The organism is Streptomyces sp. AHA2 (genome assembly GCF_036857595.1).
GTDB lineage: Bacteria > Actinomycetota > Actinomycetes > Streptomycetales > Streptomycetaceae > Streptomyces.
This window is the reverse complement of the sequence record NZ_JAUQWJ010000014.1, coordinates 62,329-80,893: the sequence shown is the minus strand read 5'-3', so window position 1 is coordinate 80,893 and position 18,565 is coordinate 62,329. Positions and strand designations below refer to the sequence as shown.

Annotated in this window: 13 protein-coding genes and 1 riboswitch; of the genes, 7 read left to right on the top strand and 6 right to left on the bottom strand. The window is 73.0% G+C overall.

The genetic code is table 11. The annotated features are described in order from the left end of the window. Window positions 1-76 precede the first annotated feature (76 nt). From Q5694_RS25375 to Q5694_RS25360, 4 genes are all read right to left on the bottom strand, one after another. On the bottom strand, window positions 77-757 hold the full coding sequence (locus Q5694_RS25375; RefSeq protein ID WP_333935733.1) for a response regulator: 681 nt from the start codon (window positions 755-757) through the stop codon (window positions 77-79). Further along, window positions 757-2,427, bottom strand: a complete 1,671-nt coding sequence (locus Q5694_RS25370; RefSeq protein WP_333935657.1) for a sensor histidine kinase — start codon at window positions 2,425-2,427, stop codon at window positions 757-759. The genes Q5694_RS25375 and Q5694_RS25370 overlap by 1 nt, the downstream gene beginning before the upstream one ends. 196 nt (window positions 2,428-2,623) lie before the next feature. Further along, the gene (locus Q5694_RS25365) at window positions 2,624-3,568 is read right to left on the bottom strand and encodes a sucrase ferredoxin (RefSeq protein WP_333935656.1); all 945 of its coding nucleotides are present in this window, start codon (window positions 3,566-3,568) and stop codon (window positions 2,624-2,626) included. Window positions 3,569-3,669: 101 nt separating this feature from the next. Further along, complete coding sequence (locus tag Q5694_RS25360; RefSeq protein WP_333935655.1) at window positions 3,670-4,929, bottom strand: citrate synthase; 1,260 nt, start codon at window positions 4,927-4,929, stop codon at window positions 3,670-3,672. A gap of 109 nt (window positions 4,930-5,038) precedes the next feature. On the opposite strand from Q5694_RS25360, the gene Q5694_RS25355 reads away from it, so the two are divergent. Both Q5694_RS25355 and Q5694_RS25350 read left to right on the top strand, forming a co-directional pair. Continuing rightward, window positions 5,039-6,199 (top strand): citrate synthase/methylcitrate synthase, encoded by a 1,161-nt coding sequence (locus Q5694_RS25355; protein WP_333935654.1) that lies wholly within the window; start codon window positions 5,039-5,041, stop codon window positions 6,197-6,199. Between the two features lie 209 nt (window positions 6,200-6,408). Further along, entirely contained in the window at window positions 6,409-7,476 is a 1,068-nt protein-coding gene (locus Q5694_RS25350) for a CobW family GTP-binding protein (RefSeq protein ID WP_333935653.1), read from the top strand. Here the strand turns inward: Q5694_RS25350 and Q5694_RS25345 are convergent. Continuing rightward, window positions 7,473-9,929 (bottom strand): DNA gyrase/topoisomerase IV subunit A, encoded by a 2,457-nt coding sequence (locus tag Q5694_RS25345; RefSeq protein ID WP_333935652.1) that lies wholly within the window; start codon window positions 9,927-9,929, stop codon window positions 7,473-7,475. The genes Q5694_RS25350 and Q5694_RS25345 overlap by 4 nt on opposite strands. Window positions 9,930-10,147: 218 nt before the next feature. Between Q5694_RS25345 and Q5694_RS25340 the strand changes: the two genes are divergently transcribed. The 4 genes from Q5694_RS25340 (at window position 10,148) to Q5694_RS25325 (ending at window position 14,946) form a co-directional block, all read left to right on the top strand. Next, a complete protein-coding gene (locus Q5694_RS25340) occupies window positions 10,148-11,518 on the top strand; it encodes a M16 family metallopeptidase (RefSeq protein WP_333935651.1) in 1,371 nt (456 codons plus the stop codon). Then, window positions 11,515-12,903, top strand: a complete 1,389-nt coding sequence (locus tag Q5694_RS25335; RefSeq protein WP_333935650.1) for a M16 family metallopeptidase — start codon at window positions 11,515-11,517, stop codon at window positions 12,901-12,903. The genes Q5694_RS25340 and Q5694_RS25335 overlap by 4 nt, the downstream gene beginning before the upstream one ends. Before the next feature lie 190 nt (window positions 12,904-13,093). Then, a riboswitch (cyclic di-AMP (ydaO/yuaA leader) is annotated at window positions 13,094-13,258 on the top strand. Between the two features lie 13 nt (window positions 13,259-13,271). Next, window positions 13,272-14,060, top strand: coding sequence for a M23 family metallopeptidase (locus Q5694_RS25330; RefSeq protein ID WP_333935649.1), 789 nt, complete (start codon window positions 13,272-13,274; stop codon window positions 14,058-14,060). 190 nt (window positions 14,061-14,250) lie between these two features. Next, window positions 14,251-14,946 (top strand): GntR family transcriptional regulator, encoded by a 696-nt coding sequence (locus Q5694_RS25325; protein WP_333935648.1) that lies wholly within the window; start codon window positions 14,251-14,253, stop codon window positions 14,944-14,946. Window positions 14,947-15,160: 214 nt separating this feature from the next. Here Q5694_RS25325 and Q5694_RS25320 read toward each other — a convergent pair whose 3' ends face one another. Beyond that, window positions 15,161-15,442, bottom strand: a complete 282-nt coding sequence (locus Q5694_RS25320) for an HPr family phosphocarrier protein (protein WP_019755624.1) — start codon at window positions 15,440-15,442, stop codon at window positions 15,161-15,163. A gap of 181 nt (window positions 15,443-15,623) precedes the next feature. Between Q5694_RS25320 and Q5694_RS25315 the strand changes: the two genes are divergently transcribed. Beyond that, the gene (locus Q5694_RS25315; protein WP_333935647.1) at window positions 15,624-18,530 is read left to right on the top strand and encodes a bifunctional acetate--CoA ligase family protein/GNAT family N-acetyltransferase; all 2,907 of its coding nucleotides are present in this window, start codon (window positions 15,624-15,626) and stop codon (window positions 18,528-18,530) included. Window positions 18,531-18,565 lie beyond the last annotated feature (35 nt).

The window sequence follows — 18,565 nt, the reverse complement described above, 5'->3', positions numbered from 1 at the left end:
ACCGCACGGCCGATTCCGAGCCGGATACCGGGCGGGTTCCACCGGAGCCCCGGGCCGGTACGGCGAGGCGGAGCCGTCAGCCGCGGGTCGCCCACACGTAACGGTGTTCCGGACGGCCCGCGTCGCCGTACTTCAGGGTCAGCCGGGCCCTCCCGGTGCGTTCCAGGAGCTTCAGATAACGCTGGGCGGTCTGCCGGCTCACTCCGGTCCGTTCGGCGATCTCCTGGGCGGACAGGGGGCCGTCGGCGCTCAGCAGGCACTGGCGGACGAGTTCCGCGGTGGTGGGGGAGTGCCCCTTGGGCAGGGAAGGCTCCGAACCTGCCGACAGCGCCCCGAAGATGCGGTCGACCTCGGCCTGCTCCGCCTCCCCGCCGCCGTCGAGCGTGCGGCGCAGCTCGGCGTACGCCTCCAGCTTGGCGCGCAGTCCGGCGAAGGCGAACGGCTTGACCAGGTACTGCAACGCGCCGTGCCGCATGGCCGCCTGGACGGTCGACACGTCCCGCGCCGCCGTCACCATGATCACGTCGGTGTGCAGGCCGCGCCGGCGCATCTCCCGGACCACGGCCAGTCCCGTCTCGTCGGGCAGGTAGTGGTCCAGGAGCACCAGGTCCAGCCCGGGCAGGGTCTCGAGCCGGTGCAGCGCGTCCGCGGCGTTGTGCGCCTCCGCGGCGACGTGGAAGCCGGGCACCTTCTCGACGTAGGCGGCGTTCACCCGGGCGACCCTGGTGTCGTCGTCCACGACCAGGACCTCGATCATCACGACTCCTCCTGCGGGGTCAGCCGGGACGGCGGCCCGGTCAGGGCCGGTGCGGGGCCGGTCTCGGCCAGCGCGTCGGGCAGGACGACGGTGAACTCCGCGCCCCCGCCGTGCGCTTCGCCGACCGTGGCGCTGCCGCCCTGCCGCTCGGCCAGTCTGCGCACCAAGGAGAGTCCGATGCCCCGTTCCCGGTGTGCCGGGGGTTTCTTCGTGGACCATCCCTCGGTGAAGATCAACTCACGGTGCTCGGGCGGGATTCCCGGGCCCGTGTCCCGCACGCGCAGGATCGCCGTACGGCCTTCGGCCCGCAGTTCGACCTCCACGCGCGCGTGCGGCTTGCCCGCCACGGCGTCCAGGGCGTTGTCCACCAGGTTCCCGACGACGGTGACCAGGCCCTGCGGGTCGACCAGCCGGTCGGGCAGCCGCGTCCGGTCGGACACCCCCAGGGCGACGCCCCGCTCGGCCGCGACGGTCGCCTTGCCCACCAGCAGGGCGGCGAGCAGGGGATCCTCGATCCGCCCGGTCACCTGCTCGGCGGTCGCCCGGTGGTCCCCGACGACCTCGCCGACGAACTCGACGGCGTCGTCGTACATCTCCAGCTCGAGCAGCCCCAGCAGCGTGTGCATCCGGTTGGCGTGTTCGTGGTCCTGGGCGCGCAGGGCGTCGATCAGGCCGCGCGTGGAGTCGAGCTCACGGCCCAGCTGTTCCAGCTCGGTGCGGTCGCGCAGGGTGGCCACGGCGCCGCCGTCGTCCGTGGGCATGCGGTTGGCGACCAGCACCCGCTGGCCGCGTACGGTGAGCAGGTCGGTGCCCGTGACCCGGCCGGCCAGCACGTCGGCGGTACGGCCCGTGCCGAGCGCCTCGTCCGGGGTGCGGCCGACCACGGTGTGACCGACGCCGAGCAGGCGCTGCGCCTCGTCGTTGACCAGCCGGATGCGGCCGGTGCGGTCCAGGGCGACGACACCCTCCCGGATGCCGTGCAGCATCGCCTCGCGCTCCGACAGCAGCGCCGCGATGTCCGAGAAGGCCAGGTCCCTGGTCTGCCGGTGCACCCGCCGGGAGATGAGCCAGGCGGCCAGCGCGCCCACGGCCAGGGCACCGCCGGCGTAGGCGAGCAGTCCCGGGATGGCGTGGATCAGCCGGGCCCGGACACTGTCGTAGGCGATCCCCACGGAGACGGCGCCGACGACGGTGCCGTCACGGTCGCGCAGGGGCACCTTGCCGCGGGCGGAGCGGCCCAGGGTGCCGTCGTCGATCTCCATGACCTCCCGGCCGGCCAGGGCCTGGCCCGGGTCGGTGGAGACGATGCCGCCGATCTGCTCCGGGTCGGTGTGGGACCAGCGCACGCCCCGCCAGTCCATCACCACGACGTACTCGGCCCCGGTGGCCCTGCGGATCCGCTCCGCCTCCCTCTGCACCGGGCCGTTCACGACGGGCGGCGTGTTCCGCACCTGCTGCGCGAGACCCGGCTGCTGCGCGGTCGTCTGCGCGATCGCCAGTGCGCGGCGCATCGCCTGGTCGTCGAGCTGGTCGCCGAGGGGCGCGAGAAACAGCCCGGTGGCCAGGACCGCGACCCCCGCGGCGATCGCCACCTGCATCAGCAGCACCTGCGAGAAGACCCGCCGGGGCAGGCCGAGGCGCAGGCGGCGAGCGGGTGGAGTGGGGCTCATACCCAAGACGGTACGTGCGCCCGTCCACCCGCCGTAACGGGTGTGGCATGGATCTCTTGATCAACACCTGCCCGCCTGAGGACGGCGTCCACGTGGCAGGGGGGGTCGCAGCGGACCCGTCCGGCCGAGCCGCCGTCCCCCCACTCCCGACGCACGGCCGGTTGGCCTGCGCCGCCGTCGTCCGCCCGCCCGCCGGTCAGCTCGCCAGGGCCGTCGTCAGCCTCTCCTCGCGCACCGCCACCACGTCCATCCGCGCGGGGGACCCGAGGACAGCCGCCCCGCAGCTCTCCGGCCGCGGCGGCAGTGCGGCGCTCTGCGACACGTCGACCCGCCAGCGGCGTCCGTCGACGTGGGCGACCGTGACCTCCCAGCGCGGCGCGGCGCCGGTCGTCCGCACCACGCTCAGCACCTCCGCCGCGTCCTCGCCGGTTGCGTGGCGCACGGCCAGCTCGGCCGCCTGGCCGGGCCGCTCCCAGGCCGAACCGCCCCGGCAGCCCGCCACGACGATCCGCCCCTCGCGGGCACGGTGCAGGACTTCCTTGAGGGCGTGGGCCTCCGCCCGGCCGTAGGCGTAGCCGTACGGCAGGACCAGCGCCGTCGGGGAGAAGCGGTGACCACCCAGATGGGTGACCTCCCAGACGCCCTGGACCCCGGAGGCGGCCAGTTCGGCGGCCAGGGGCCGGCCGAGGAGGGCGCAGCAGCGGTCGCGCTTGCCGTTGGTGCAGACGAGGGCGAGGGGGTCCCCGTCGTGGGCCCGGCCGCCGAGTACGACGTCGAAGCCGGCGTGCTCGCCCCGGCCGAGCGCGGCGAAGTCGAGGTCGAGCAGCCGGGCGGGATCGGAGGTCGTGGCGCTGTGCAGCCACACCTTCCCCGGAACGGTGTGGGCCGCGAACACCCGGCGCGTGGCGGGCATCCGGCGGTCCGCGTGCCGCCCCGGGCGGCGGATGAGGACGATCCGTACGCCCGTGTCCTTGGCGGCGGCCTCCAGGGCACGTCCCACCACGGGGTCCAGGTGGCTCGAAGTGAGCGCCTTGACACCCCACGGACCGGGCTGTTCCAGCAACAGCCAGGTCCTCGCGGTGGCCGCGGTTCCCGAAACGGGCTCGTCGGAGTCCCGGGAGACGCTTGAGCACGTACTCACAGAGGTGAGCCTAACCTGAGTTGCGCGTGAGCTCATTTCGGCCCCGTCTCCTGCTACTCCGGCAGTGGTTCACCCCTGACGTGTCACCCGGGCGCGGACCTTTACTCCGGCAGCGGCCGGGGCGGCTTCGGGCCCGCGTAGAGACCGCTCGGACGCATGCGCAGGGGACGCTCGCCGTACTCCTCCAGCGCATGGGCGATCCAGCCCGCCGTCCGGGCCACGGCGAAGATCGTCTCGCCCGCGCCGGCGGACATGCCGCACGAGGTGGTGAGCACGGCCAGCGCCAGGTCCACGTTGGCGTGCAGCGGGGTGTGCCGGGCGGTCGTCCGGACGATGTCCCGGGCGGCGAGCAGGGCGGGTTCCGCGCGCGGGACGTGCTCGAGCAGGGCGAACAGCGCACGCGCGCGTGGGTCCTCGCCCCGGTAGAGCCGGTGACCGAGCCCGGGGATGCGGCGCCCGGCACGCAGTTCGTCCGCGATCACCGGTGCCGCGTCACCCCGGTCGAGCACGTCGTGCAGCAGCCGGTGCGCCAGACCGCTGGCCGCGCCGTGCAGCGGGCCCTCGATCACGCCGAGCCCGGCGGAGACGGCCGCGTAGGCGTGCGCCCGGGCCGATGCGGCGACGCGCACCGCGAGCGTGGAGGCGGCCAGGTCGTGGTCGACGAGCAGGGCGAGTGCGGTGTCGAGGGCCCGCAGGGACGCCTCGTCCGGCTCCTCGTGGTGCGACAGCCGGGTCCACAGCCGGTGGGCCAGGGGGCCGTCGTCACGTCGTTCGGGCCATGCCTGGGGGAGAGCGGAGACGAGGGTGGGGATGAGGGTGCGCGCGGTGCCGAGCACGGCGTCCTCGGACAGGTCGAAGCGCAGCGGGTCGGCGGTGGCGGCGGCGATGGTCGCGACGCGCAACCGGTCGGCGGGGGAGGCGTGTTCGGGCAGGGCCTCGACCGCGCGGCGCGCGGTCGTGACGGCGGCCTCGGGCGCGTCGAACGTGGCGCCCCGGCGCATCCGGCCGGTCCACAGCCACTCGGCGACCTCTTCGTAGGTGTGCCGGGCCGCCAGCTCGACCGCGTCGACACCGCGGAAGTAGTACCGGTCGCCCTCGATCAGGGTGATGCGGGTGCGCACGCCCAGTTCGCCGCCGGAGCCCGAAGCGGCCGCGCTCTCCCGCCGGTTGCGCCGGGCGAGCGCCTCGACCTCCCCGGCGTCGAAGGTGCTGCCCCGGCCGCCGGGTGCCCGTCGGCTGCTGAGCTGCCCGCGGCTCACGTACGCGTACAGCGTCTCCGGTTTCACCCCGAGCAGCTCGGCGGCCTCCTTGGTGGTCAGCCTCCGTTCCGGGTGCGGTGAGGCGGTTTCTTGATCGCGCATGGGGGTCACCGTATCCGTCCGCGCAGCCATTGACTGAAGTGTTGATTCAATCAATATTGACAGGATTCAGTCAAGCATAGACAGTCGAATCAAGTACAAGGAGGCAGCGATGTCCGTCAACAGGTCCACAAGCGTTCTTCTCGACGCCCCGCGAGGGCTCGCCGGCGTGGTCGTCACCGACACCCGCATCGGCGACGTCCGCGGGCGCGAGGGCTTCTACCACTACCGGCAGTACTCGGCGGTCGACCTCGCCCGGAGCCGCGGGTTCGAGGACGTCTGGTACCTCCTCGTCCACGGCGGACTTCCGGACGCGGCTCAGCGCGCATCCTTCACGGCAGAGACGGCGGCGCTGCGGCCCCTGCCCGGCGAGGTGCGGGCGGCGCTGCCCCTCATCGCTGCGGCGGGCGGGCGCTCCGGCCCGCTCGCCGGGATGCGGACGGCACTGTCGCTGCTGGGCTCGGCGAAGGGCTTCCGCCCCGTGTACGACACAGGCGAGGAGGAGCGTCGGCGCAACACGCTGGAAGCGACGGCCGCCGTCCCCACTCTGCTCACGGCGCTGCACCGGCTGGCGCACGGGATGGAACCGATCGAGCCCCGCCGGGACCTGTCCTACGCGGCGAACTACCTCTACATGTTGACCGGATCAACGCCGGACGAGCGGCACGCCCGGGCGATCGAGCAGTACCTCATCTCCACCATTGACCACGGATTCAACGCGTCCACCTTCACGGCCCGGGTCATCGCTTCGACCGGGGCGGACGTGGCGGCCTGTCTCGCCGGAGCGGTCGCGGCACTGTCGGGGCCGCTGCACGGTGGTGCACCCAGTCGCGCTCTGGACACCCTGGACGCGATCGGCACCCCGGACCGCATCGACTCCTGGGTGCGCGAGCGGGTGCTCGCCGGAGACCGGATCATGGGGTTCGGGCACGCGGTCTACCGCACGGAGGACCCGCGGTCGCGGATGCTGCGGGAGGTCGCCCGGTCGTTCGGAGGTCCGCGGGTCGACTTCGCGGTGGAGGTCGAGCGGCACGTCGAGGCGATCCTCGCGGAGCTGAAGCCCGGCCGCCACCTGCACACCAACGTCGAGTTCTACGCGGGTGTGGTGATGGAGCTCTGCGGCCTGCCCCGCGAGATGTTCACCCCGACGTTCGCAGCCGCGCGGGTGGTGGGCTGGAGCGCGAACATCCTGGAGCAGGCGGAGGACACGAAGATCATCCGCCCGGTGGCGCGGTACGTGGGGCCGGAGGCGCCGCAACCGGTACCCGCTTGAGGGCCGCCGGCCTCACGACGGGCTGGGGGTACCTCGGCCCTGTATGTCGCGGACGGCCTGCTCGACGACGCGGAACAGGCGGGCCTCGTGACTGTCCGGGGACCTCCCACGGCTGCAACCCTCGCTCGTATCCTGGGGCGGCATCCCATCCTCCTGCGTGTGCCGCCAACGCGAGCCGGTGCGCGCGTCGGCGTGAAAGAGGTCGCACGGTGAGCCAGCCGAGCCCGCAACCGCAGCAGATCCCGGTCGTGGTCCTGGCCGGATTCCTCGGCTCGGGCAAGACCACACTGCTCAACCACCTCCTGCACCGCAGCGGTGGCAGCCGCATCGGTGCGATCGTCAACGACTTCGGGGCCGTCGAGATCGACGCGATGGCCGTGGCCGGGGCGCTCGGCGACTCGACGGTCTCCCTGGGCAACGGGTGCCTGTGCTGCGCCGTCGACGCGAGCGAACTCGACGACTACCTGGAGCGGCTCGCCAGGCCCTCCCTCGGCATCGACGTCATCGTCATCGAGGCCAGTGGCCTCGCCGAACCGCAGGAGCTGGTGCGGATGCTGCTGGCCAGCGAGCACCCCGGAATCGTCTACGGCGGACTGGTCGAGGTGGTGGACGCCGCCGAGTTCGACGCGACCCGCTCCCGGCACCCCGGGATCGACCGGCACCTCGCGCTGGCCGACCTCGTCGTGGTCAACAAGCTCGACCGGGCGGTGGACGGCGAACGCGTCCTCGGGCTGGTCCGGTCCCTCGCCGACGGCGCCGCCGTCGTCCCGGCCACCTACGGCCGCATCGACCCCGGGTTCCTCTTCGACTGCCGGCCGAGCGAGGAGCGCATCGGACAGCTGTCCTTCGACGACCTGCACGACCACGGCGGGGGTGAGCACGATCAGCACGCCGGGCACCTGCACGCCGCCTACGACAGCGTCTCGTTCGTCTCGTCCGTGCCCCTCGACCCCCGCCGGCTGATGGCGTTCCTCGACAGCCGCCCCCGAGGGCTGTACCGGATCAAGGGCTACGTCGACTTCGGGCCGTACGACGTGCGCAACCGGTACGCCGTCCACGCCGTGGGGCGGTTCCTGCGCTTCTACCCGGAGCCCTGGCCCGCCGGTGAGGAGCGCCTCACCCAGCTCGTCCTCATCGGCTCCGGCATCGACACCACCGCTGTCGGCAAGGAACTGGCGGCGTGCGAGGACGACGCCCCACAGGCCGACCAGCACGGCATGTGGGGCGTCCTGCGGTACGTACGCGACCCCGAGGAGGATCCCGCCGGCCCGGCCTAGACCGGCCCGGCCACCACGGCCACCGTCTTCGCCAGGGACACGCCCGATCCGTCACGGCGGGGGTCGATGTCCGGCAGGGCGGCCGGAGTGCCGTTCTTCTGCGCGGCACGCGCCGGAGCGGGACCCGCCCAGGCCAGGGACAGGCAGTCCTCGCCCTTCAGGAACCGCTGGCAGCGGACACCGCCGGTCGCCCGGCCCTTGCGCGGGTACTGGTCGAACGGCGTCAGCTTGGCCGTCGTCTGCACCGAGTCGTCCAGCGTGCCCCGCGAGCCCGCGACCGTGAAGACGACCGCGTCCGCGGCCGGGTCCACCGCCGTGAAGGAGATGACCTTCGCGCCCTCGGCGAGCTTGACACCCGCCACACCCCCGGCCGGACGCCCCTGCGGGCGGACCTGGGACGCCTGGAAGCGCAGCAGCTGGGCGTCGTCGGTGATGAACACCAGGTCCTCGTCCCCGGTGCGCAGCTCCACGGCACCGACGATCCGGTCACCCTCCTTGAGGGTGATCACCTCCAGCTCCTCCTTGCTGGACGGATAGTCCGGCACCACCCGCTTGACGACACCCTGCTGCGTGCCGAGCGCCAGGCCCGGGGACGACTCGTCGAGCGTGGTCAGGCAGACCACCGTCTCGTCGCCCTCCAGGGACACGAACTCCGCCAGCGGGGCCCCGCCCGCCAGGTTCGGCGTCGGGAGGGACTCCGGGAGCTGGGGCAGGTCGACCACGTTCAGCCGCAGCAGCCGGCCCGAGGAGGTCACCACGCCGATCTCGCCGCGGGCCGTCGCCGGCACCGCGGAGACGATCACGTCGTGCTTGACGCGCTTGGCGCCGGCGTCCTCCGCGAACGGCTCGGCGTCGGCCGTACGGGCCAGCAGACCCGTCGAGGACAGCAGCACCCGGCACGGGTCGTCGGCGACCTGCAGCGGCACGGCCGCGACCGGGGCACCGCCCGACTCCAGCAGGACCGTGCGCCGGTCGGTGCCGAACTTCTTGGCGACGGCGGCCAGTTCGGAGGAGACCAGCTTGCGCAGCTCCGCGTCGGAGTCGAGGATCCGGGTCAGCTCCTCGATCTCCGCGTTGAGCCGGTCCTTCTCCGTCTCCAGCTCGATGCGGTCGTACTTGGTCAGCCGGCGCAGCGGCGTGTCGAGGATGTACTGCGTCTGCACCTCGCTCAGCGAGAACTGCTCCATCAGGCGCTGCTTGGCCTGCGCGGAGTTCTCGCTGGAGCGGATCAGGCGGATGACCTCGTCGATGTCCAGCAGGGCCGTCAGCAGGCCCTCGACCAGGTGCAGGCGGTCGCGCTTCTTGGCGCGGCGGAACTCCGAGCGCCGCCGCACCACGTTGAAGCGGTGGTCGAGGTAGACCTCCAGCAGCTCCTTCAGGCCCAGCGTGAGCGGCTGGCCGTCGACCAGGGCCACGTTGTTGATGCCGAAGGACTCCTCCATCGGCGTCAGCTTGTACAACTGCTCCAGGACCGCCTCCGGCACGAAGCCGTTCTTGATCTCGATGACCAGGCGCAGGCCGTGCTCGCGGTCGGTCAGGTCCTTGACGTCGGCGATGCCCTGGAGCTTCTTCGAGCCGACCAGGTCCTTGATCTTGGCGATGACCTTCTCCGGGCCGACCGCGAAGGGCAGCTCGGTGACGATCAAACCCTTGCGGCGGGCCGTCACCTGCTCCACCGACACGGTGGCACGGATCTTGAACGTGCCCCGGCCGCTCTCGTAGGCGTCGCGGATGCCGGACAGGCCGACGATGCGGCCGCCGGTGGGCAGGTCCGGACCCGGGACGTGCTTCATCAGTGCGTCGAGGTCCGCGTTCGGGTGCCTGATCAGGTGGCGGGCCGCGGCGATGACCTCGCGCAGGTTGTGCGGCGGCATATTGGTCGCCATGCCGACCGCGATGCCCGAGGCGCCGTTGACCAGCAGGTTCGGGAAGGCGGCGGGCAGCGCGGCCGGTTCCTGCTCCTGGCCGTCGTAGTTGGGGTTGAAGTCGACCGTGTCCTCGTCGATCGACTCCGTCATCAGGCTCGTCGCCTCGGCCATGCGGCACTCGGTGTACCGCATGGCGGCCGGCGGGTCGTCGTTGCCCAGCGAGCCGAAGTTGCCGTGGCCGTCGACCAGGGGGACGCGCATGGAGAACGGCTGGGCCATGCGCACCAGGGCGTCGTAGATCGACGCGTCGCCGTGCGGGTGGAGCTTGCCCATCACCTCGCCGACGACACGGGCGCACTTGACGTACCCGCGCTCGGGGCGCAGGCCCATCTCGTTCATCTGGTACACGATGCGCCGGTGCACCGGCTTGAGGCCGTCGCGGGCGTCCGGCAGGGCGCGGGAGTAGATGACCGAGTACGCGTACTCGAGGAAGGAGCCCTGCATCTCGTCGACGACGTCGATGTCGAGGATCCGCTCCTCGTACGCGTCGTCGGGCGGCGGGGTCTTCGTGCTGCGGCGGGCCATCGCTGCCGGCTCCTTGCTGCTGCGATCCAGATCTGACGCGGACCATTGTGGACCGCCGCACTGACAAGCGGGACCAGCACCCGGGGCAAGCGGTGCCCGCGCCCGCGGACCGAGGCCGGCGCCGGGAACTTCACCGGGGCTTCGCGCGCTTGCATACAGTGGCAGGACCGGCACGAATCCGCGGTTGTGAAGACCGCTCCGCGATCGAAGGGACGTACATGCCCATGGGTCACACGGCCACAGCCCAGGCAGGCTCCGGGGGCCTGACAGCGACCGAGCACCGCCTGGCCAACGGCTTGCGCGTGGTGCTCTCCGAGGACCACCTGACCCCGGTCGCGGCGGTGTGCCTCTGGTACGACGTCGGCTCGCGCCACGAAGTCAAGGGGCGTACGGGGCTGGCTCACCTATTCGAGCACTTGATGTTCCAGGGATCCGCCCAGGTCAAGGGCAACGGCCACTTCGAGCTCGTCCAGGGAGCGGGCGGCTCGCTGAACGGCACCACCAGCTTCGAGCGGACCAACTACTTCGAGACCATGCCCGCCCACCAGCTGGAGCTCGCCCTCTGGCTGGAGGCCGACCGCATGGGCTCCCTGCTGGCCGCCCTCGACGAGGAGTCGATGGAGAACCAGCGCGACGTCGTCAAGAACGAGCGCCGCCAGCGCTACGACAACGTCCCGTACGGCACCGCCTTCGAGAAGCTCACCGCCCTCGCGTATCCGGAGGGCCACCCTTACCACCACACCCCGATCGGCTCGATGGCCGACCTGGACGCGGCGACCCTGGAGGACGCGCGCGCGTTCTTCCGCACCTACTACGCGCCGAACAACGCCGTGCTCTCCGTGGTCGGCGACATCGACCCCGAGCAGACGCTGGCCTGGGTCGAGAAGTACTTCGGCTCCATCCCCGGCCACGACGGCAAGCCCGCCCCGCGCGACGGCTCCCTGCCGGAGACCATCGGCGAGCAGCTGCGCGAGGTCGTCGAGGAGGAGGTCCCGGCGCGCGCCCTGATGGCCGCCTACCGGCTGCCCCACGACGGCACACGCGCGTGCGACGCGGCCGACCTGGCCCTCACCGTCCTCGGCGGCGGTGAGTCCTCCCGCCTGTACAACCGCCTGGTGCGGCGCGACCGTACGGCCGTCGCGGCCGGGTTCGGCCTGCTGCGGCTGGCAGGGGCGCCCTCCCTGGGCTGGCTGGACGTGAAGACCTCCGGTGACGTGGAGGTGCCGGTCATCGAGGCCGCCATCGACGAGGAGCTCGCCCGGTTCGCCGAGGAGGGCCCCACGGCCGAGGAGATGGAGCGCGCCCAGGCCCAGTTGGAGCGCGAGTGGCTGGACCGCCTCGGCACGGTCGCGGGCCGCGCCGACGAACTGTGCCGGTACGCCGTGCTGTTCGGCGACCCGCAGCTCGCCCTGACCGCCGTCCAGCGGGTGCTGGAGGTCACGGCGGAGGAGGTCCAGGAGGTCGCCAAGGCCCGCCTGCGCCCCGACAACCGCGCGGTGCTCGTCTACGAGCCCGTCGCCGACGAGACCGACGATGCCGCCGGCGCCGCAGCCGCGGCCGGCGACGACAACGAGGAGGCGGCCAAGTGACCGAGCTCGCCACGATGGACTTCCACCCCCGGCCGCAGGCGGGCGAGGCCAAGCCGTGGGCCTTCCCGGCTCCGGAGCGCGGCACGCTCGGCAACGGGTTGACGGTCCTGCGCTGCCACCGTCCCGGCCAGCAGGTCGTCGCCGTGGAGGTGCTGCTGGACGCGCCCCTGGACGCCGAGCCGGCCGGCCTCGACGGCGTCGCCACGATCATGGCGCGGGCCTTCTCCGAGGGCACCGACAAGCACTCCGCCGAGGAGTTCGCCGCCGAGCTGGAGCGCGCCGGCGCCACCCTCGACGCGCACGCCGACCACCCCGGGGTCCGCATCAGCCTGGAGGTCCCGGCCTCCCGGCTCGAGAAGGGCCTCGGCCTGCTGGCCGACGCACTGAGGGCACCCGCGTTCGCGGACAGCGAGATCGAACGGCTGGTCCGCAACCGCCTCGACGAGATCCCGCACGAGCTGGCCAACCCCTCGCGCCGGGCCGCCAAGGAGCTGTCCCGGCAGCTGTTCCCGGCGGACTCGCGCATGTCCCGGCCCCGCCAGGGCACCGAGGAGACCGTCGCCGCGATCGACTCCGCCGCCGTGCGCGGCTTCTACGAGAAGCACGTCCGCCCCGCCACGGCCACCGCCGTCGTCGTCGGCGACCTGACCGGCATCGACCTCGACGCCCTGCTCGGTGACACGCTGGGCGCCTGGACCGGCTCGCGGGCCGAGCCGCGTCCGGTGCCGCCGGTCACCGCCGACGACACGGGCCGGGTCGTCATCGTCGACCGCCCGGGCGCCGTCCAGACGCAGCTGCTCATCGGCCGCACCGGCCCGGACCGGCACGACCGCGTGTGGCCCGCCCAGGTGCTCGGCACGTACTGCCTCGGCGGCACCCTGACGTCCCGTCTGGACCGGGTGCTGCGCGAGGAGAAGGGCTACACCTACGGGGTGCGGGCGTTCGCCCAGGTGCTGCGGTCCGCCCCGGACGGCACCGGTGCCTCGATGCTCGCCATCAGCGGCTCGGTGGACACGCCCAACACCGGCCCGGCCCTGCAGGACCTGTGGACGGTGCTGCGCACCCTGGCCGCCGAGGGGCTGACCGACGCGGAGCGGGACGTCGCCGTGCAGAACCTGGTCGGCGTCGCGCCGCTGAAGTACGAGACGGCTGCGGCCGTCGCCTCCACACTGGCCGACCAGGTCGAGCAGCACCTGCCCGACGACTACCAGGCCGCGCTGTACCGCCGGCTCGCCGCGACCGGCACCGTGGAGGCCACCGCCGCGGTCGTCAGCGCCTTCCCGGTGGACCGGCTGGTGACCGTCCTCGTCGGGGACGCGGCGCAGATCAAGGCGCCCGTCGAGGCCCTCGGCATCGGCGAGGTCTCGGTCGTCACCGCCGAGTAGCGGCACCCGCGCGGGAGCCCTGGTCGTCTTCCAAGGCACCAGGGCTCCCTTATGCCCGAATTGATACGGAGGTTGCCTGTCTGGCCTGTGGGATGCACTACAAAAGCCGGGATCCGTTTGGGAATTGAAAGTGACGCCGCTTAGCGTCGTCCGGGCTGTTCGTCAGGCAGTGCGCCGCACCCGCGGCACCGAACAGTCATCGCCGAGTCCCCGTACGGCGCGAGCCAGGGGAGCCGGGGACCCAACCGCAGTCCCTGGGGTGAATCGGACGCCCGCGCGAGCCGCGAGGGGGTCCGTAGGAGACCTTCCTGCTCCGAACCCGTCAGCTAACCCGGTAGGCGAGAAGGAAGGAAAGGACCAGCCACTTCATGGCGTTCACCCGCGCCACCGGCAAGCACCGTCGTCCCAGCCGCATCCAGCGCGGCACGGCCCGTGCGGCGGGCGTCGCGGCCCTCGCCACGACCGGCGTCATCGGCACCGTGGCCGCCCCGGCCGCCTTCGCCGCCGAGCCCGCCCCCGAGCAGACCGGTCTCACCCCCGTGGTCACCCTGGGCGACACCGTCGCCGAGCAGATCGACGCCCAGGCCGTCGCCCAGAAGCAGGCGGCCGAGGAGGCCGCCGCGAAGAAGAAGGCCGAGGAGGCCGCCCGCGAGCGGGCCGCCGAGGCGGCCGAGAAGGCCAAGGAAGCGGCCGAGAAGGCCCGCGAGGCCGAGGAGCGCGCCGCCCGCGAGGCCGAGCGCAAGCGCCTGAACACCTTCGTCTCCCCGATCTCCGGCTCGTACGTGTCCACCGGCTACCAGGCCGGCAGCAGCCTGTGGTCCTCCGGCAGCCACACCGGTGTCGACTTCCATGCCGCGACCGGCACCTCCGTCCACTCCGTCGGCGCGGGCACGGTCGTCGAGGCCGGCTGGGGCGGCGCCTACGGCAACCAGGTCGTGATCAAGATGAACGACGGCACGTACACCCAGTACGGGCACCTGTCGTCCATCGGCGTCTCGGTGGGCCAGCAGGTCACCCCCGGCCAGCAGATCGGCCTGTCCGGCGCGACCGGCAACGTCACCGGACCGCATCTGCACTTCGAGGCCCGCACGAGCCCCGAGTACGGCTCCGACATGGACCCCGTCGCCTACCTCCGCTCGCACGGCGTCAACCTCTGACGGCACCCGGCGATCGTGAAAAGCCCCGGCTCCGGCCGGGGCTTTTCACGTCCCGGACGGCCGGTCGTCCAAAAAGTTCTCCCGGATTTCCGTCCGCCGCCGGAAAGCGGGGCACATTGCAATAGAGTCACGAGCAATGCAGCCGCGGAGCACGCGTCGGCGTATTCGGGGAATCAGACGGAGGTCGGTCATGCGCATTCCCGCGCACTCGGTGTGCACGGCCATCCGGGACGACATCGTCGCCGGCGTCCACGCACGGGGGACCCGGCTCACCGAGGAACTGCTGGCGCGCCGCTACGGCGTCTCCCGCGTCCCCGTGCGGGAGGCCCTGCGCACCCTGGAGTCCGAAGGCTTCGTGGTGACGCGGCGGCACGCGGGCGCGTGGGTCGCCGAACCCGGTGAGCAGGAGGCCGCCGACCTGCTGCAGATGCGCGTGCTGCTGGAGCCGCTCGGCGCCGCCCGGGCCGCCCAGCGCCGCACCGAGGCCCACCTCAAAGTTCTGCGTGGCCTGGTCCGGCTGGGCCAGGAGCGGGCGCGCCGGGGCGGCGGCGAGGACCTGCGCTCGCTGGACGGCTGGTTCCACGAGACGCTGGCCCAGGCGTGCGGCAGCCCCGCCCTGACCTCGGTGCTCACCCAGCTCCGGCACAAAATCGCCTGGATGTACACGGTCGAGGCGCCGGCCGGCCCCGTCGAGTGCTGGAACGAGCACGGCGCGATCGTGGACGCCGTGGCGCGCGGCGACGGCGAGCGCGCGCGGGCGGCCACGGCCGCGCACGTCGAGCGTGCGACCGGCGCGCACCGGCTGCGGACCGGCTCCACCGGGGAACGCGCCGCCGAGGTGAGGAAGTCGCAACATTCCGTCAACACGGCGAGTCGGCGCAATTAACACGGGGGCCGTATACAAAGAGCAGGGAATTGCCGGAGGTCCGGAAGTATTCTTGTCCGCTGTCGCGTCCCCGTAAATGCCGCGTTCCTCTGCGCGTATATCCGTCAGGCGCCCCGGTTGCGTGTTCCGGCAATGCGAAGGGCCCGCCCGGTCGAATCCGGACGGGCCCCTTGTGCGCGCCCGAAAGGCGCTCTCACCTCAGACGGTTCTCACCTCAGACGGTCTCGGGCAGTTCCTCGAGGCCCTCGGAGACCAGCTTGGCCAGCCGGTCCAGGGCGGCGTCCGCCCCCTCGGCGTCGGAGGCGAGGACGATCTCCTCGCCGCCCTGGGCGCCCAGGCCCAGGACGGCCAGCATGGAGGCCGCGTTGACGGGGTTGCCGTCGGCCTTGGCGATCGTCACCGGGACGCCTGTGGCCGTGGCGGCTCGGACGAAGATGGAGGCGGGGCGGGCGTGGAGGCCCTCGGCCCAGCCGACGTTGACGCGGCGCTCAGCCATGTGTTGCTGCCCTTCGGTGTTCAGGGTTGTCTAGACCAGTTTCCCACACGTGAAGCCCACCGGGTGCGGTTCTGTCCCGCCACCGCCCCGGGGCGGAGGTCGGATCGCGGCCTCGATCCGACCGGTGCCCCCCACAGACTGCCCCGCGCCGCTGTCGGACGCGAGCCGTACTCTGGGGCCCATGCAGACCTCGTCGGACCGGCACGAGTACCCCGCCCACTGGGAGGCCGACGTGGTGCTGCGCGACGGTGGCACCGCGCGCATCCGGCCCATCACCGTCGATGACGCCGATCGCCTCGTCAGCTTCTACGAGCAGGTCTCCGACGAGTCGAAGTACTACCGCTTCTTCGCGCCGTACCCTCGCCTGTCCGCCAAGGACGTCCACCGCTTCACGCACCACGACTTCGTGGACCGGGTGGGACTCGCGGCCACGGTCGGCGGCGAGTTCATCGCCACCGTACGCTACGACCGGATCGGCGCCGACGGAACGCCCGCTTCCGCACCCGCCGACGAGGCCGAGGTGGCCTTCCTCGTCCAGGACGCCCACCAGGGCCGCGGGGTCGCCTCCGCCCTGCTGGAGCACATCGCAGCCGTCGCCCGGGAGCGCGGCATCCGCCGCTTCGCCGCCGAGGTGCTGCCCGCCAATACCAAGATGATCAAGGTGTTCACGGACGCCGGGTACACCCAGAAGCGCAGTTTCGAGGACGGCGTGGTCCGCCTGGAGTTCGGCCTCGAACCCACCGACCGCTCCCTGGCCGTGCAGTACGCGCGCGAGCACCGCGCCGAGGCCCGTTCCGTGCAGCGGCTGCTCGCACCCGGCTCGGTCGCCGTCATCGGCGCGGGGCGCACCCCGGGCGGCGTGGGCCGCAGCGTCCTGGGCAACATCCGCGACGCCGGCTTCACGGGCCGCCTGTACGCCGTGAACAAGGCCCTGCCCGAAGAGCAGAAGGAACTCGACGGGATACCGGCGCACCGTTCGGTGCGCGACATCGACGGCCCGGTCGACCTCGCGGTCGTCGCCGTGCCCGCCGAGCACGTCCCCGAGGTGGTCGCCGAGTGCGGTGAGCACGGCGTGCAGGGGCTCGTCGTGGTGTCCGCCGGCTACGCCGAGAGCGGCCTCGAGGGGCGTGAGCGCCAGCGCGCGCTCGTCCGGCAGGCCCGTACGTACGGCATGCGCATCATCGGGCCCAACGCCTTCGGCATCATCAACACCTCGCCCCGGGTGCGGCTCAACGCCTCCCTCGCCCCGGAGGTGCCGCGTCCGGGCCGCATCGGGCTGTTCGCCCAGTCCGGCGCCATCGGCGTCGCCCTGCTGTCCCGGCTGCACCGGCGCGGCGGCGGAGTCACGGGCGTCACGGGCGTGTCCACGTTCGTCTCCTCCGGCAACCGCGCCGACGTCTCCGGCAACGACGTCCTGCAGTACTGGTACGAGGACCCCGACACCGACGTCGTCCTCATGTACCTGGAGTCCATCGGCAACCCCCGCAAGTTCACCCGCCTCGCCCGGCGCACGGCCGCCGCGAAGCCGCTGGTCGTCGTCCAGGGCGCCCGGCACGGCGCAGCCCCCCAGGGCCACGCCGTGCGGGCGACGCGCCTGCCCCACGCGACCGTCTCGGCCCTGCTGCGTCAGGCCGGGGTGATACGGGTCGACACCATCACCGACCTGGTGGACGCGGGTCTGCTGCTGGCCCGCCAGCCCCTGCCCGCCGGGCCCCGGGTGGCGATCCTCGGCAACTCGGAGTCGCTCGGCCTGCTCACCTACGACGCGTGCCTCGCCGAGGGACTGCGGCCGCACCCGCCGCAGGACCTGACCACGGCCGCGTCCGCGGCGGACTTCCACGCGGCCCTGTCCCGGGCGCTGGCCGACGACCGCTGCGACGCGGTCGTCGTCACCGCGATCCCGGCGGTGGGGGAGGGCTCCGTCGCCGACGCGGCCCTCGCCCAGGCACTGCGCTCGGCCACGGCCGCGGCCCCGTCCAAGCCGGTCCTGGTCGTGCACGTGGAACTCGGCGGCCTGGCCGAGGCCCTGTCGGCGGCGGCCAGCACGGCTCCGCAGGTCAGAGCGGGCGACGCCCCGCAGACCGCGACCCAACCGGCGGCCCCGGACCAGCGGCCGGCACCCGGGGACCCGCCCCGTGCAGCCGCGGACGCGCACTCGGCAGCCCCCCACCCGCACCCGGCGGGCACGGACCAGCCGCCGGCCGCCCCCCAGGCACCCGAGGACGCGCACCTCATCCCCGCCTACCCGGCCGCGGAGCGGGCCGTCCGCGCCCTGGCCCAGGCCGTCACCTACGCCCAGTGGCGACGCGACGCGGCCGACCCCGGCAAGGTGCCCGAGTACGACGACGTCGACGTGAAGGGCGCCGCCGCGCTGATCGACGGACTGCTCGCGCGCGGGGAGGGTCCCGCCCTCGGCCCGGACGAGACGTGCGACCTGCTCGGGCACTACGGCATCGAGGTGCACCGCTCCCTGCCCGCCCCGACCCCCGACGCCGCCGCCGAGGCGGCCCGCGCGCTCGGGTACCCGGTGGCGCTGAAGGCCACCGCCCCGCACCTCAGGCACCGGGCCGACCTGGGCGGCGTACGCCTCGACCTCACGGACGAGGAGCAACTGCGCCGCTCCTACGCGGAGATGACCGAGATGTTCGGCGCGGCCCAGGAACTGCGCCCGGTCGTGCAGCGCATGGCGCCGCGCGGCGTGGACGTCGTCGTACGGGCCGTGATCGACCCCGCGGCCGGCGCGGTGCTCTCCTTCGGGCTGGCCGGGGCCGCCTCGCAGTTGCTCGGGGACACCGCCCACCGGCTGATCCCGGTCACCGACCGCGAGGCGCACTCGCTGGTGCGGTCGATCCGCACCGCCCCCCTGCTGTTCGGCTGGCGCGGCTCCGCCCCGGCCGACACCCGCGCCCTGGAGGAACTGCTGCTGCGCGTGTCCCGGCTGGTGGACGACCACCCCGAGGTCGTCGCGGTCACCCTGGAACCGGTCGTCGTCGCCTCCCACGGCCTGAGCGTCCTGGGCGCCTCCCTCCGTCTCGCACCGCCGCCCGCCCGGGACGATCTGGGCCCGAGGACGCTGCCCGCGTACTGACGGGGAAGCGAGCGGTGCCTCGCAGTCGGTGGTCC

Coding starts and splice junctions, on each gene's coding strand:
- Q5694_RS25375 (WP_333935733.1), bottom strand. CDS start 757: ATGATCGAGGTCCTGGTCGTGGACGACGACACCAGGGTCGCCCGGGTG.
- Q5694_RS25370 (WP_333935657.1), bottom strand. CDS start 2,427: ATGAGCCCCACTCCACCCGCTCGCCGCCTGCGCCTCGGCCTGCCCCGG.
- Q5694_RS25360 (WP_333935655.1), bottom strand. CDS start 4,929: ATGCGCGATCAAGAAACCGCCTCACCGCACCCGGAACGGAGGCTGACC.
- Q5694_RS25355 (WP_333935654.1), top strand. CDS start 5,039: ATGTCCGTCAACAGGTCCACAAGCGTTCTTCTCGACGCCCCGCGAGGG.
- Q5694_RS25345 (WP_333935652.1), bottom strand. CDS start 9,929: ATGGCCCGCCGCAGCACGAAGACCCCGCCGCCCGACGACGCGTACGAG.
- Q5694_RS25340 (WP_333935651.1), top strand. CDS start 10,148: ATGCCCATGGGTCACACGGCCACAGCCCAGGCAGGCTCCGGGGGCCTG.
- Q5694_RS25330 (WP_333935649.1), top strand. CDS start 13,272: ATGGCGTTCACCCGCGCCACCGGCAAGCACCGTCGTCCCAGCCGCATC.
- Q5694_RS25325 (WP_333935648.1), top strand. CDS start 14,251: ATGCGCATTCCCGCGCACTCGGTGTGCACGGCCATCCGGGACGACATC.
- Q5694_RS25320 (WP_019755624.1), bottom strand. CDS start 15,442: ATGGCTGAGCGCCGCGTCAACGTCGGCTGGGCCGAGGGCCTCCACGCC.
- Q5694_RS25315 (WP_333935647.1), top strand. CDS start 15,624: ATGCAGACCTCGTCGGACCGGCACGAGTACCCCGCCCACTGGGAGGCC.